Below are 14,562 nucleotides of genomic sequence, written 5' to 3'. Positions count from 1 at the left end.
ATGAATATGAAAAAAATATTATCTGGTTTAATTTTAGGTATTTCATCTATTGCTTTAACAACGTCAGTTATGGCGAATAAAACGCCCGATACAAATCATCAAAAAGAAAAGACCAGTAGCTCTAAACCTCATAAAGATAAATCATCTAAAGAGATGAAAAATCAACAAAAATCTAAGTCATCTAACAAAGCGAATGATAAAGACCGTCCGATGCCGCCTAAAGATGCGAATGGTAAAGACCATCCGATGCCACCTAAAGATGCGAATGGTAAAGACCATCCAATACCACAACAACAGCGCTAAAATAAAAAAAGCGAGATTTAATATCTCGCTTTTTTATTACATCTCCATTTTCATGGTGATATGTGGAATCCCACAATCTAAATATTCATGCCCTTCACATTGAAAACCTAATTTTTCATAAAAAGAAATTGCATGAACTTGTGCGGAAAGTTCTAAAAATTTTCGCTGCTCTTGGCGTGCCACTAAAATAATTTCTTGCATTAATTTAAAACCAATGCCTAAACCACGATGGCTTTTTAATACAGCCACTCGACCAATACTATTATTTGGTAATAATCGAGCCGTTGCGACCGCAGTAGTATCATCCCAAACGATAAAATGTAGACTAACAGGATCTAAATCATCCCATTCTTCATTTTCAGGAATATCTTGTTCTTGAATAAAAACCAATTCACGAATTTTTTTGGCATGCAGTTTTAAATTTACCCAATCTCCTGCTTCAATTTTCACTATGCTTCATCCCTTAACATTTACATCCAATATCTTGCTGATCCCATTCATTCTTTAATAACAATTCTAAAGAATGCTTTTGAATACCATACATTTGCTTCAATGCATTAATCTGATCTAATACTTGCTGATCAGGTACTTCAAAATCTTTGCGTTTTGTCGCCAAAATCATTTTATTTTTACTAGTATGTTCTAAGGCAACAAACTCAAAAACTTTGGTTTCATAACCATATGCCTTCAACAACAAAGCACGAATCGTATCTGTTAACATTTCAGCCTGCTGCCCTGCATGAATACCAAATTGCAACATAGGTTGTAATACTTGTGGTGCTGTTAATTGTGGGCGCAACTCTTTATGACAACACGGCGCACACATGATCATTTGTGCATTTAAACGAATACCCGTATGAATAGCAAAATCAGTTGCGACATCGCAAGCATGTAATGCAATCATGACATCTAATTTTTCGGGATGATAAGTTCTTACATCTCCTTGGAAAAATTCGAGTTGATTAAAATCAACTTGTTGAGCAATATTTTGACAGAACTCGACCATTTTAGGATTGAGTTCAACACCTGTTACATTTGGAACATGCTGATTTTTTGCCATATAGTCATATAAAGCAAATGTTAAATAGCCTTTACCTGAACCAAAATCGACAACTTGTAATGGTTGCTGATCAACTTGAATTTGCGCTAGAGCCCCTGAAAAAATTTCAATAAATTTATTAATTTGTTTCCACTTACGCGCCATACTCGGAATAATCTGCGCTTTAGTATCTGTAATTCCTAATCCCTGTAGAAACAATGCATCTTGATCAACATAGCGTTGTTTTGTTCGATCATGCCCTTGAACCTCTTTCTTTGAAGGAGCTTGAAGTTTTTTAGTTACTGTTAACATCGCTTTCTTTTTATTCTTTTTTAGTTGTATTTCTTGATCATGCATAAATAAATTTGCTTGCTTACATTGAGCAAGTAATTCAGTTAAAACTTGAATAGATTCCTTTATAGGATAATTTTTAGTTACATCTTGAGTTGAGTATCTATATAAACAACTCAAAAATGGCTCGTTCTGTAACTGAATGACTCTTAAAGTCATTTTTTCTAATTTTTCTAGCTCACCTTTATATTGACTTAGCACCACTCGCTCAAGCTTTTGATTTTCAATAGCTTCCTTAAAAGCATCTAAAAACTGTTGTTCCTGTGATGTAGGCATAACCGCGAGAGACATAAAATGAACCTAAAAAGAATTGTACCTAAAGTTTAAAGCTTCTTACTTTAAATTCAAAATTGAATTACTATACATTTGTATATTTAATTTTAGAGCATTCCTCTATGACCAAAAATGCTTCATCGATTATGAGTTACGACGCCTTAGAAGAAAAAATCAACTATTGGAGTCACGGCATAGGTGCAATACTGTCTTTTATTGGTGGAGTTTTCTTAATTTTTAAAGGAGCTTATCTAAATTGGGGGCAATGGTTTGGATTATGGATATATGCATTAAGTTTATTTATCTTATTTTCAGCATCAACTTTATACCATATGGCGACAACCGATGACCGTCGTCATTTTTACAAAAAGTTAGATCACACTGCTATTTATTATCTCATCGCTGGAACATATACTCCATTTTTAGCCATCGCTATTCCAACTGCAAAAGCACACTATTTACTTATTGCTTTATGGATCATTGCTATTATTGGTACACTTTTTAAATTGGTGTTCATCAATTCATTTCAAAAAATTTCTCTCTTTGCTTATCTCGCTATGGGATGGCTTGCACTATTTGTTATTGACGATATGCAAGAGTTTCTAACTGATCAATGTTTAACCTTACTAATTGCAGGAGGCATTTCTTATACGGTTGGTGCATTGTTTTATGCGCTAAAAAAGGTAAGATACACACACGCTATCTGGCATATTTTTGTACTTTTAGGTGCAGGATTACAATTCCTTTCCATTTATTTGTACGTGATTTAATCATCTCTCCTTCATTCTTGTTTAGTGACCCTGAACTTTGATTTAGAGAAGATTGCCGTTGTTTTTTTAAGAAATTACGCCTTTTTTTAAAAAGATTACGCTATTAAAACTAAGTTTTTATTTTTAGTAAGTGTAAGGTCCTCCATGGCGTCAGTAAACTCAGCTACAAATCAAGAAGTAGCAACAAACTCTAAATTTCGTGTACTTACAGCAAGTCTAGTAGGTACTACTATCGAATTCTTCGATTTTTATATTTATGCAACTGCTGCGGTTCTCATTTTTCCGCATCTATTCTTCCCTACTAGTACAGATCCTAAAACTGCAATTATTCAATCTTTAGCAACATTTGCGATTGCTTTTATTGCTCGTCCAATTGGTGCTGCTATATTTGGTCATTTAGGAGATAGAATTGGGCGAAAAGCGACTTTAGTTGCTGCGCTTCTTACCATGGGACTTTCAACTGTTGCCATTGGTTTACTTCCAACATATACACAAATTGGGATTGCAGCACCACTTATGTTAGCACTTTGCCGTTTAGGGCAAGGTCTAGGTCTAGGTGGTGAATGGTCAGGTGCTGTGTTACTTGCAACAGAGAATGCTCCTGAAGGTAAACGTGCTTGGTATGGTATGTTCCCTCAGTTAGGTGCACCAATAGGATTTATTCTTGCAACTGGTTCGTTCTTAACACTTGGTGCATTCATGTCTGAAGAGTCATTCATGACATGGGGCTGGCGTATTCCATTTATTTCAAGTGCTTTATTAGTTATTGTAGGTTTATGGATTCGCTTACAATTACATGAAACGCCTGCATTCCAAAAAGTTTTAGACAAACAAAAAGAAGTTAATGTCCCATTTAAAGAAGTCTTTGCAAAACATTGGAAAATGCTAATTTTAGGTACGATTGCTGCTATTTGTACATTTGTCGTATTCTATTTAACTACTGTTTTTGCTTTAAACTGGGGTACTACACAACTTGGTTATACGCGAGCTGAATTTTTAAAATTACAGCTATTAGCAACATTATGTTTTGCTGCATTTATTCCTCTTTCTGCTATTTTGGCTGAAAAATTTGGACGTAGAACAACATCTATTGCTGTTTGTATTATCTCTGCATTATTTGGTCTAGTATTTTCAACCATGTTAGATTCAGGAAGTACTCTTGTTGTATTCCTGTTCTTATGTATTGGTTTAGCAATTATGGGCCTCACTTATGGACCGATAGGTACAGTACTTTCAGAGATTTTCCCAATTTCAGTACGTTACACAGGTTCAGCACTCACATTTAACCTTGCTGGTATTTTTGGTGCGTCCTTTGCACCACTAATTGCAACAGAACTTGCAGACCATTTTGGTTTAGCTGCTGTAGGTTATTATTTAACTGCGGCATCTATTCTTTCATTACTTGCATTCTTAGCAATTCGTGAAACAAAAAATGATGATGTGAATAACCAAGTTTAATTCATATCTTTGAATTAGTTGCTAATTTCATTTAATCTCAAATGGAATTAGCCAACAAAAAAACCAGCATATTTGCTGGTTTTTTATTTTAAAATTTAAAAATTCATTAAATAAGTTTAATAATATCTATAGTTGGTGGTACGCGAAAACGAAATGGAACACCAACCATCCCTGTTCCAACTGTCACAAAAACATCTGCATTTTCATGGGAATAAAGCCCTCTTTTATGCCCTAAAATTGATACCTTCTTCATCACATAGTCAGTTAGCCATGGTAATTCAACCTGTCCACCATGCGTATGACCAGAAAGCATTAATGCACGATATTTAAGTTTAGGCACCATATCTACAGTATCGGGATTATGTGACAAAATTAACCATGGTTTGTCTTGTGGCAAGTCAGGCATAAAGCGCATATCAGCTTTTCCTGCCCATAAATCACCAATACCAATAAGTCTAAAGTCATCAAACTCTACAACCTGACCTTCAATATCCATCACATTATTTTCTTCTAATGCCTTTGCTAATAATGCCTGAATAGGAGGTCCAGGATATTGTTCATCATGATTACCATTTACTGAATAGATAGGTGCTTTTATTTCTTTTAATACAGCAAGTTCTTCAATCAATGTACTCTCAGGCTCATAAGTCCAATCTCCAGAAACAAGAACTAAATCTGGATTCTGCTCATTCACTTTTTTAACAATTTTTTTAAGCTGTTGTTCATGTCCTGAAAATAAACCAATATGTAAATCTGCCAATAAGGCTATTTTAATAGGTTGATTTAAAGATTTTTCTGGATAAATTTGATAAGATATTTCATCGACATGAATGCGCATTGGCTCAATAAAACGAGCATAAATGAGTATTCCGCTTACAATGAATACAAAAATTGCTTCATGTAAAGAATAGTAACCTACCCAACCTGCATAAAGACTAAATAAAAAAATTGGAATGAGCAAATATGAAAAATAGAATGCTAATAAATGTATAAAAGCTTTAAATGGATGAATCGTTTCGGTTTTTTTCTGACTCATCCATGCTTGAGAAATTGCCCACAAAGCAAGTACTCCCAAAACAATATAAAAATATAATTGGACTGAATTAGGTGACCACATTATTCATCTCATTTTTTATGCACTTACGTATATTGTTATCTTTTCACAGCTTATAATTATACACAAATCTAATTTTGTACTCATCATCAAGAACTTGGCTTGAAGGAATTGAATTTGTTATTTCATCATATGAAAACCATCAAAACATATTACTTAGTTTTTATATGGCTAAGCTGTATGTTTATGCTTGGAATTTCTGGCTGCTCAACATTGCCAAAACAATATCCTCAACAAGCACAGTATTCATATCAACAAGATACTAGTCAAACAACTTTTGCCAAAATTATTGAACCTTTACGTGAAAACAATCCAGGTTTGACTGGTTATCATATTCTCTATGATCCTTTAGAGGCACTCTCAACAAGGATTCATCTTATAGATAAAGCAGAGAAAACTTTAGATCTACAATATTATATTTGGGATAATGATCGAATTGGTGCATTAGCGTTACATTCTATTATTCAAGCAGCAGATCGTGGTGTAAAAGTCCGTTTATTAATTGATGATAATAATGCAAAAGAGATGGAAGGCATTTTTCTCGCCCTCGATCAACACGAAAATATTGATGTAAAACTTTATAATCCTTATGGTTTTAGACAATATCGCTTACTCGATATTATTTTTGATCTAAAACGTGTTAATCGTAGAATGCATAATAAAAGTTTTATTGTTGATAATCAAATTGCATTGATAGGTGGTCGCAATATGAGTGACCAATATTACAATTTAAGTGATAAATATCAATTTTCAGATGTTGATACCATTTTAGTTGGAAGTGCATCCGATGAAATCATCCAATCTTTTGATGAGTATTGGAATGACAACTACGCCTATCCTGTTAAACAAATCGTAAGTCATACACGCTATCCTTTACGATATGATGGATTAAAAGAACAATTAGAAGCACATTATCAAGAAGCTTCTGTACAGAATTATCTAGATCTTGCTTCACGTTCTAATTCATTTGAAAATTGGTTAAATCAAGATCCTAAACTTGAGTGGGTTAGTGCGGAAGTTGTTAAAGACTCACCAAGTAAAATTAAAAGTCGTGCAACAAAAGAAGAGCATTTAAACTTTCAACTTTTAAAACGTTTACAAGAACCTGATCATAGTATTGATATTGTTTCTGCATATTTTGTTCCAGAAAAAATTGGAATGCGTAAGTTAAATGAAATGGCTCAAAATGGTGTAAAAGTTAGAGTATTAACGAATTCCTTTGCAGCAAATGATGTATCTGTTGTTCATGCCTTTTATGCAAAATATCGTGAAGAGCTTTTAGCTAATAATGTTGAATTATATGAGTTCTTGTATGCGCCTGATCAAGAAAATCTAAACTCAAACTTGGAAGAATTTTCTCAAAAAGCAAAAGTCAGTCTAAAAGGATTAAGTCGTTCAAGTTTACATGCAAAACTTATGGCAATCGATGAAAAACAAGTGTTTATTGGCTCTTTTAATTTTGATCCTAGATCATCGTATTTAAACAGTGAAATTGGTGTATTACTGAATAGCCCTGCCTTAGCAAAAGGCGTTCATGAAACTATGGATGATCATCTTTCAAAATATGCATATAAACTTATTTTAGATGCAAACCAAAAAATTAATTGGCAATTAACTAAACCAAATGGTGAAGTTCGTACCTTAACAAAAGAGCCTAAGATGCGTTGGTATCATAAAGCCTTATTAAAAATTACGTCTTGGCTTCCCGTTGAAGGTCTTATGTAAGACCTTCTTATACGTAAAAATTCTATATAATGTTATTGCTCTAATTTTTTAACTAAAACTTCTGATTGAAGCTGTTGTAAGCCTTCAATCATTCGTTCTTGCACAACAGCTGTTAATGTATTTACGGTGTGTCCTTCAACAGAAATACTTGGCAATGCCATTAAATGAGCTGTAACTTGGGGCATTTCAACTACATTTTTAACATGTTGCATAAATGAAATGTTGCCAATAAATGGAGAAACTAAATCTAGTTCTCCTTGCTGGTTTACATAACAGATTAAACAGATTTGCACAGGTTTTTGTGCCTCAATTGCAGCACCTAAGATACGTCCATGAATTTTTTTAACTTTAGAACCATCTGTCGTAGTTGCTTCAGGAAAAAATAAAACAGGAATATCTTGACTTAAAAAATCTGCAATTTGCTCACGAATACGAACTGAATCACCTGAACCACGTTTAATAAATAAAGTTCCACCACTTTTTGCCAATTTACCCAATAATGGCCATTTTTCAATTTCAGCTTTTGCCAAAAAGAATACACGAGCACCTGAACCTAAAACAGCAATATCAAGCCATGAAACATGATTGGAAACCCATAATGCAGGCTCACGAGGAATCTGACCATGAACCTTTACATCAAGGTTAAAAACATGACAGAGTTTACGACAAAAATATTGTACATAACGTGTATTTTTAGGGTTGTTACTGTCTTGATATAAGCGATAACGGACAACTAAATAAAAGCCAAGTAAAATAATGCCAATGCCTAAAACTGTCTTTTTTAAATATAAAAAATATTTAGATAAATTACTCATTATTAATATTTAATTTCCATACAATACGATAGAGAGTTACATCAACCATAGAGGTGCTGTAATATTTTCATATACTATTTTATACTTTTCCCACAACTTTGTAAGCTAAGATATTTTGAAGTATTTTAATCCTGAATAAGATAAGAAATTTTGACTATCTAATTAAAAAACTTGATGATAAAAACCGAAAAGATTCATCCAAAAATTCAATTTCAATTCAAAAAATAACTTAACTACAATAAAACAATCGAATTAACAAATTAATGAGTTTTATCATGCAACAAGATCAATCAAATAAAATGAATCAAGACATCAAAGCATCTTCAGCACTTAAAGTAATTTTAGGTGGAACTATTTTATATTTTGGTGTGATTTTAAGCTTTGCACAAATGTTCTCATCAATGCTTTAATTCTAAATAAAGCACGAAGAAAAAACCAACTCTCAGACCATTTTCATCTAAAATAGGAGCTTTATAAACGGAGCAACACATTAGTGGTCAATGCAATGCAACAAAGAGATGGTGAACGTGTCATCTTAATCAGTGTTTCAGTTCAAATGTTAGAAGATCTCGATGCTGATGAGTTTGCCCTGCTTGCAAAATCTGCGGGTGCTGAAATTCTTCAACATTTACATGTTGCAAGAATTAAACCAGATGCTAAATATTTTATTGGATCTGGTAAAACAGAAGAAATAGCAGCACTTGTCGAAGAACTAGACGCTAATTTAGTTATTTTTGATCACTCTCTTACCCCGGCTCAAGTTCGTAACTTAGAACAGATCATGAAATGTCGTGTTGTTGACCGTACAGAATTAATTTTAGATATTTTTGCCCTTCGTGCACGTACTTATGAAGGTAAGTTACAAGTCGAATTGGCCCAATTACATCATCTTTCATCTCGTCTTATTCGTAGCCGAGGTACTTTAGATAGCCAAAAAGGTGGTATTGGTTTACGTGGACCAGGTGAGACCTTACTTGAAACAGACCGTCGCTTACTTAAAATTCGTATGGGGCAACTCAAAGCGAGACTAGATAAAGTTAAACAAACACGTATGCAAGGTCGTGTTGCACGTCAAAAAGCTGCAATTCCAACAGTTTCTCTTGTTGGTTATACCAACGCAGGAAAATCGACTTTATTTAATATTTTAGCCAATAGTGATGTTTATGCAGCAGATCAGCTTTTTGCAACACTAGACCCAACTCTAAGACGTTTAGATTGGGATGGTATTGGTCAACTTGTCCTTGCTGATACGGTTGGTTTTGTCCGAAATTTATCACACTCTTTAGTTGAATCATTTAAAGCAACATTAGAAGAAACCCTAGAAGCAACCCTACTTTTACATGTGATCGATTCCAGCAGCCCTGAAATGCTTGAACAAATCGAAGCTGTTGAAAAGGTTTTAAATGAAATTGGTGCAGATGTTCCTATCATTCGTGTTTACAATAAAATTGATCAAAGCCAAGAAGAAGCAAAAATCATTTATGCCAACGAACATCAACCTGAGCGAGTTTACCTATCTGCACATACGGGACAAGGTTTAAATCTATTAAAACAAGCTGTACATGAAAGCTTAGTTGGTCAAATTCAATGTTTTGATGTATTGCTTAAACCTGCTTATGGAAAATTACGTACACAACTTTATGCATTAAATGTTATTCAATCTGAAAAATATGATGATGAAGGCAATTTGCATTTAAAAGTGATGATGGCACCTCATAAAATTGAACAGCTAATAAAAAAAGCCCATTTGCCATTAGACGAAATACTGGGAGAAAAAGCGAAAATTTTCCATCCAGCACTTGAAGAGTTTGAAATCAAGGATTAAATTGATCAAAACTTGATAAATAGAATATTACGACAACATGGATTGGTTCAAACATATAGATTGGCACATCTGGATTGCAACAATCATTTTAATTGTTGCATTTAGAGAAGGTGCTTTATGGCTCATGACTCAGTTTTCACATCCTGAACTCGGTAATTTAGTCGGGTTAATGAGCCTTTTAATCGTTTTATCTTTATGGCGATTTTTTGGACACATCCCAAGCAATCTCATAGAAACCAACAATAAAATCATGAAAGAAAGTGCTTTTGCATTTTTACCCATTAGTGCTGGATCTCTTATCATGTTGGTTCATATGGGAGAGAAAATTCCTACTTTCTTAATTGTTTTATTCATCAGCACCTTAATTCCATTATGGGTGTATGCAAAAATTGCAAAACGTTGGTTGTAGGAGATTCTTCATGCTTTCTATCTTATATGCTTTTGTTCTCACCCTCATTGCCTATTTACTTGCAAAGCCATGCAATAAAAAAGTACCACAAATTCCAGTTTTAGTTTTTAGTATGTTCTTCGTATTAATTCTCTTATTCTGTTTTGGTATTTCTTATGAAGATTATATGGCACAAACCAATACTATCTTTAATAGATTATTAGGCTATGTCACTGTTGCTTTAGCCATTCCATTAGCAACTATGCGTTATGATGATTTGCCAATTAAAGCTCTCATGGGCATCTTAGTTTTTGCTAGTATTAGTGCTGTTGCATTACCTATGGGGCTTGCTTATATATTACATATGAATGCTCCAGATATTTTGGCATTTGCAACACGTGCAGTAACAACACCAATCGCAATTAATATTGCAACATTACTGCAATCTGAAATTAGTTTAGTCATATTAATCGTTATTTTATCTGGTGTTATTGGTGCAGCATTTTCACCATTCATTTTAAACCGGATTAATGATGAAAGAGCCTCAGGTCTTGCCTTAGGTTTAGCAGCACATGCCATTGGCACAGCTCAAGCATGGCAACGTGGTAGTGTTGCTGGTCGTTATGCTGCTTTTGGTATGGCAGTAAATGCAGTATTTACAGCAGTTTGGCTTCCCACTTTTATTCTCTATCTAAAAAATATGACTTAATTAAAACTCATCTTTTATCCATTATTACGAACATTTCAATGTAATGGATAAAAGATAATTTCATTACTTTTAATCAATTATAAATATTCTAAACCTTTAATTTTCATTGTACTTCCTTTACGCCCACCAATAGCATTTACAACATTAACTTTGAGTGACTCAGCAAAATTTCCTTGATATAACTTAGCACCTTGATGCGTTAAATTAGATGCAGCATCGATATAAATCTCCCCCCCCATCTTTTCCCATAAATAACAAAATCCATAATCTTCAGACAAATAGCGTTTAGATTCAGGATGTACCATGACATCAAAAAACCGATAATGAAATCCTTGATTTTCTTCACCAATCGAATCTGGCACATATTTTAATTCTGGATACTGTTCCATCATTTTTTCAAATACAGCCCTTTTAATGACCATAAATCCTGTTGGTGCTTCACTGACCTCCAAAAAACCATCTTTGTTAATTTCTAAATTTATTTCTCCATCACCAGATGTATTTACAGTATATTTCTGATATTTAGCAATAAATTCAGATTGTCTCATCCCTTTATCCAGTCCATCTTCTGGCCAATCATCTCTTTTTAAAGGATATACTCCAGCTACAACATCATAATCGGAAGCAAGTAAGCGCAAAGCACTATCGACACTAAAACCAATATCAGCATCAATCCAAAATAAATGTGTCCATTGCTTATTTTTTAAAAATGCAGCGACACAATTATTACGTGCACGAGTGACTAAACTCTCACCTTGCATAAAATAAAATTGAAGAGGAACGCCAATTTTTAGAGCTACATTCTGTAAATTTAAAAGAGAAACCAAATAGTTATTAAAATATTTTCCATCATGAGTCGGTGTCACAATCAAAGGATATATACTTTTTAATTGTTCTGGTTCTAACATTTATAATCTCCACTCTTATTTTTAATTATTTTCTATAATCAAATTAATGTTCTAAAAATACATTATTTCCAATAAAAAAAGCCACAATAAAGTGACTTTTTTTACAAATTTTAAAAAATCAAAAAACTGGATTATCGACAGCAAAAATGTGTTTATCTTCTAAACGATAAGCCAATAGTTGATGTCCCCAAACACATCCACCATCTACATTTTGTATCTTTTTAGAAATTGTTTTGCCTTCTAAAGCAGCCCAATGACCAAAAACAACCTGATGAGTTTTGGCTGCTTTTGAATCAAAATCAAACCAAGGTTTAAAACCTTTAGGCATCGAATCATCTAATGATTCTTTAAAACTAAATTCTAAACGTCCATTTTCATCAATTAAACGCATACGAGTTAAATAATTAGTAATACAACGTAACCGTGCATTACCATCCAAATCATCCGACCATATATCTGGAGTTTTGCCATACATTTCTTTTAAAAAAGTATCAACAACATTAAAATCTTCATGAGCAATAGCTGCTTCAACTTCTTTGGCTAATGTTGCGGCTTGTTCCGCAGTCCAAATATTCGGAATTCCAGCATGCGTTAAAACTGTATGTTCATTTGGAAATAAACATAATGGTTGTTTACGTAACCAATCAATTAAATCATCACTTTCTAATGCATGAATAACATCAGCAATATTGTCTTTATCTTTGATCGGTTTAATGCCTCGTGCAACAGCGAGTAAATTAAGATCGTGATTGCCTAATACGGTTTTAGCAACGCCAGCATCAACCAGTTTTTTAATAAATCTTATTGCCCCAACAGAGTTTTCTCCGCGAGCAACTAAATCACCTGCAAACCAAATAAAATCTTGATCTGCATCAAACTGAATTTTTTTAAGTAATGCTTTTAATGCTTCAAAACAACCTTGTACATCACCAATAACATAATTATATCGAATCGAACGAGACATTCTTTAAGCCACCATTTGATCTGAAAGTGCAACAAATTGAGCAAGTGTTAATGTTTCTGGACGTGCCATTGGATCAACCCCTGCATTTTCAAATCCATCTTCAACCAACATTCCTTTTAAGCTATTACGCAAAGTTTTACGACGTTGTGTAAAGACATGAGATACCAAACGAGCCAATGCTTTTTCATTTTTGGCTATAATTGGCTTAACATCATAAGGCTCTAAACGGAAAACTGCAGATGTTACTTTTGGTGGTGGATTAAATGATCCAGGCGGTACTTCAAATAAGAAAGTAGGTTTACAAAAATATTGAATCATCACAGATAAACGACCATATTCTTTCGTATTTGGCGCTGCTGTAATACGATCAACAACTTCTTTTTGTAGCATGAAATGCATGTCTTTTACTTTATCGCCAAATTCTAAGAGATGGAATAAAAGTGGTGTTGAAATATTATAAGGCAAGTTGCCAACGACACGTAATGGACGATTTTCTTGAAATAATTGAGTAAAATCATATTTCAAAGCATCTGTTTCAATAATCGTAAGTCGTTCAGGATGTGGTACACGACCCGGTAAACCTGCTGCTAAATCACGGTCTAATTCGAGTACTGTTAATGCATCACACTCACCAATAAGTGGCGATGTTAACGCAGCCAAACCAGGACCAATTTCAACAATATTTTCACCCGCACGCGGGTTCACTGAACGGACAATTTTTGCAATGACACGTTGGTCATGTAAGAAGTTTTGACCAAATCGTTTCCGTGTATGATGCCCTTCATCTTTAGGGTTTAAGGCATTAATTTGATACATAGACATTTCCAACGTGTAAATAAGATTGAATCATTGACGTGCTAAATCTAGCGCTAAATCGACAGCAACTTGTAAGCTTGAACTTTTAGCAAGACCCGTACCTGCAAGGGAGAGTGCAGTACCATGATCAACAGATGTTCGAATAAAAGGTAAGCCCAAAGTAATATTGATTGCTTCACCAAAGCCTTGAGATTTTAACACAGGTAAACCCTGATCATGATACATCGCTAAAACTGCATCTGCATCTTTTAAATTTTCTGGGGTAAATAAAGTATCTGCAGGTAAACTTAAGCTCATATTAATACCTTGTTCACGATAAGTTTCTAAAACAGGATTAATAACCTCTATTTCTTCCATACCTAAATAACCATCTTCACCTGCATGTGGATTTAAACCACACACTAAAATATGAGGATGCTCAATTTTAAATTTAGATTTTAAATCATGAATTAAGATATCAATCACTTGATGTAAGCGTTCAACTGTAATTGCATCAGCAACATCTCTGAGTGGTAAATGTGTGGTTGCCAAAGCAACTCTTAGTGTTTTTGTTGCTAACATCATGACAACACGGGCAACATTCGCATACTCCTGATAAAACTCCGTATGCCCACTAAAATGAATACCTGCTTCATTAATAATGGATTTTTGTACAGGTGCTGTCGCAACCCCAACACTTTGACCTGTCATAGCATATTCAGCTGAACGACGAAGTTGCTCTAAAACATAAGCTGCATTATGTGAATTTAATTCACCAGTAACAGTATCTTGATTTAAAGGCACATGCTCAATATAAAGCTGACCTTTTTTTGAAGAAGTTTGCTGACCTTTATATTCAATAAATTGAATAGATAATTGAAGTAACTGAGCACGCTGTTCTAATAAATTTTGATCAGCCAATACAACAATCGGACGTTCATCAATGCGATCTGCCAAAGTTAAACAAATATCCGGACCGATTCCCGCTGGCTCACCACTAGTGACATATAAAGGACGCATATCAGGCTCAACTTCACTTCATCAAGATTACTTCATTATAATAATCTTATTAACGAATGTTCAGCTTTATTTCAACAGAAGCATACGAATAAAGAAGAAAATAAC

Annotated in this window: 16 protein-coding genes; 8 read left to right on the top strand and 8 right to left on the bottom strand. The window is 33.9% G+C overall.

What is annotated here, in order from left to right; genetic code table 11:
• Positions 1 to 6: 6 nt before the first annotated feature.
• On the top strand, positions 7 to 303 hold the full coding sequence (locus tag AOY20_RS06845) for a hypothetical protein (protein WP_054581166.1): 297 nt from the start codon (positions 7 to 9) through the stop codon (positions 301 to 303).
• A 36-nt stretch (positions 304 to 339) separates the two neighbouring features.
• On the opposite strand, the gene AOY20_RS06840 is transcribed toward AOY20_RS06845, so the two are convergent.
• The gene (locus AOY20_RS06840; protein ID WP_054581165.1) at positions 340 to 756 is read right to left on the bottom strand and encodes a GNAT family N-acetyltransferase; all 417 of its coding nucleotides are present in this window, start codon (positions 754 to 756) and stop codon (positions 340 to 342) included.
• Positions 757 to 766: 10 nt separating this feature from the next.
• Positions 767 to 1,984, bottom strand: coding sequence for a class I SAM-dependent methyltransferase (locus tag AOY20_RS06835; RefSeq protein WP_054581164.1), 1,218 nt, complete (start codon positions 1,982 to 1,984; stop codon positions 767 to 769).
• Positions 1,985 to 2,088: 104 nt separating this feature from the next.
• On the opposite strand from AOY20_RS06835, the gene trhA reads away from it, so the two are divergent.
• Positions 2,089 to 2,736 (top strand): PAQR family membrane homeostasis protein TrhA, encoded by a 648-nt coding sequence (trhA, locus tag AOY20_RS06830; RefSeq protein WP_054581163.1) that lies wholly within the window; start codon positions 2,089 to 2,091, stop codon positions 2,734 to 2,736.
• A gap of 144 nt (positions 2,737 to 2,880) precedes the next feature.
• On the top strand, positions 2,881 to 4,194 hold the full coding sequence (locus AOY20_RS06825; RefSeq protein WP_054581162.1) for an MFS transporter: 1,314 nt from the start codon (positions 2,881 to 2,883) through the stop codon (positions 4,192 to 4,194).
• Positions 4,195 to 4,300: 106 nt separating this feature from the next.
• Here the strand turns inward: AOY20_RS06825 and AOY20_RS06820 are convergent, their stop codons facing one another.
• Positions 4,301 to 5,311 (bottom strand): metallophosphoesterase, encoded by a 1,011-nt coding sequence (locus AOY20_RS06820; protein ID WP_054581161.1) that lies wholly within the window; start codon positions 5,309 to 5,311, stop codon positions 4,301 to 4,303.
• Positions 5,312 to 5,440: 129 nt separating this feature from the next.
• Here AOY20_RS06820 and AOY20_RS06815 point away from each other — a divergent pair, with 129 nt between their 5' ends.
• Positions 5,441 to 7,033 (top strand): phospholipase D-like domain-containing protein, encoded by a 1,593-nt coding sequence (locus AOY20_RS06815; RefSeq protein ID WP_054581160.1) that lies wholly within the window; start codon positions 5,441 to 5,443, stop codon positions 7,031 to 7,033.
• Between the two features lie 32 nt (positions 7,034 to 7,065).
• On the opposite strand, the gene AOY20_RS06810 is transcribed toward AOY20_RS06815, so the two are convergent.
• Entirely contained in the window at positions 7,066 to 7,848 is a 783-nt protein-coding gene (locus AOY20_RS06810) for a lysophospholipid acyltransferase family protein (protein WP_054581159.1), read from the bottom strand.
• 275 nt (positions 7,849 to 8,123) lie between these two features.
• On the opposite strand from AOY20_RS06810, the gene AOY20_RS15080 reads away from it, so the two are divergent.
• The 4 genes from AOY20_RS15080 to AOY20_RS06795 all read left to right on the top strand — a co-directional run bounded on the left by AOY20_RS15080 (position 8,124) and on the right by AOY20_RS06795 (position 10,770).
• Positions 8,124 to 8,258: a hypothetical protein gene (locus tag AOY20_RS15080; protein ID WP_257720065.1), complete on the top strand. Its 135-nt coding sequence runs from the start codon at positions 8,124 to 8,126 to the stop codon at positions 8,256 to 8,258.
• A 95-nt stretch (positions 8,259 to 8,353) separates the two neighbouring features.
• The gene (hflX, locus tag AOY20_RS06805; RefSeq protein WP_054582554.1) at positions 8,354 to 9,673 is read left to right on the top strand and encodes a ribosome rescue GTPase HflX; all 1,320 of its coding nucleotides are present in this window, start codon (positions 8,354 to 8,356) and stop codon (positions 9,671 to 9,673) included.
• A gap of 37 nt (positions 9,674 to 9,710) precedes the next feature.
• On the top strand, positions 9,711 to 10,082 hold the full coding sequence (locus tag AOY20_RS06800) for a hypothetical protein (protein WP_054581158.1): 372 nt from the start codon (positions 9,711 to 9,713) through the stop codon (positions 10,080 to 10,082).
• A gap of 10 nt (positions 10,083 to 10,092) precedes the next feature.
• Complete coding sequence (locus tag AOY20_RS06795) at positions 10,093 to 10,770, top strand: LrgB family protein (protein ID WP_054581157.1); 678 nt, start codon at positions 10,093 to 10,095, stop codon at positions 10,768 to 10,770.
• A gap of 77 nt (positions 10,771 to 10,847) precedes the next feature.
• Here AOY20_RS06795 and AOY20_RS06790 read toward each other — a convergent pair whose 3' ends face one another.
• The 4 genes from AOY20_RS06790 to pdxA all read right to left on the bottom strand — a co-directional run bounded on the left by AOY20_RS06790 (position 10,848) and on the right by pdxA (position 14,457).
• Entirely contained in the window at positions 10,848 to 11,678 is an 831-nt protein-coding gene (locus AOY20_RS06790) for a hypothetical protein (protein WP_054581156.1), read from the bottom strand.
• Positions 11,679 to 11,796: 118 nt separating this feature from the next.
• Complete coding sequence (locus AOY20_RS06785; protein WP_054581155.1) at positions 11,797 to 12,642, bottom strand: symmetrical bis(5'-nucleosyl)-tetraphosphatase; 846 nt, start codon at positions 12,640 to 12,642, stop codon at positions 11,797 to 11,799.
• A gap of 3 nt (positions 12,643 to 12,645) precedes the next feature.
• Entirely contained in the window at positions 12,646 to 13,458 is an 813-nt protein-coding gene (gene rsmA, locus AOY20_RS06780; protein WP_054581154.1) for a 16S rRNA (adenine(1518)-N(6)/adenine(1519)-N(6))-dimethyltransferase RsmA, read from the bottom strand.
• A 30-nt stretch (positions 13,459 to 13,488) separates the two neighbouring features.
• On the bottom strand, positions 13,489 to 14,457 hold the full coding sequence (gene pdxA / locus AOY20_RS06775; RefSeq protein ID WP_054581153.1) for a 4-hydroxythreonine-4-phosphate dehydrogenase PdxA: 969 nt from the start codon (positions 14,455 to 14,457) through the stop codon (positions 13,489 to 13,491).
• Positions 14,458 to 14,562: the final 105 nt, after the last annotated feature.

Origin of the sequence: Acinetobacter equi (assembly GCF_001307195.1) — a bacterium.
Lineage (GTDB): Bacteria > Pseudomonadota > Gammaproteobacteria > Pseudomonadales > Moraxellaceae > Acinetobacter > Acinetobacter equi.
This window is presented reverse-complemented; position numbering and strand designations above follow the sequence as displayed.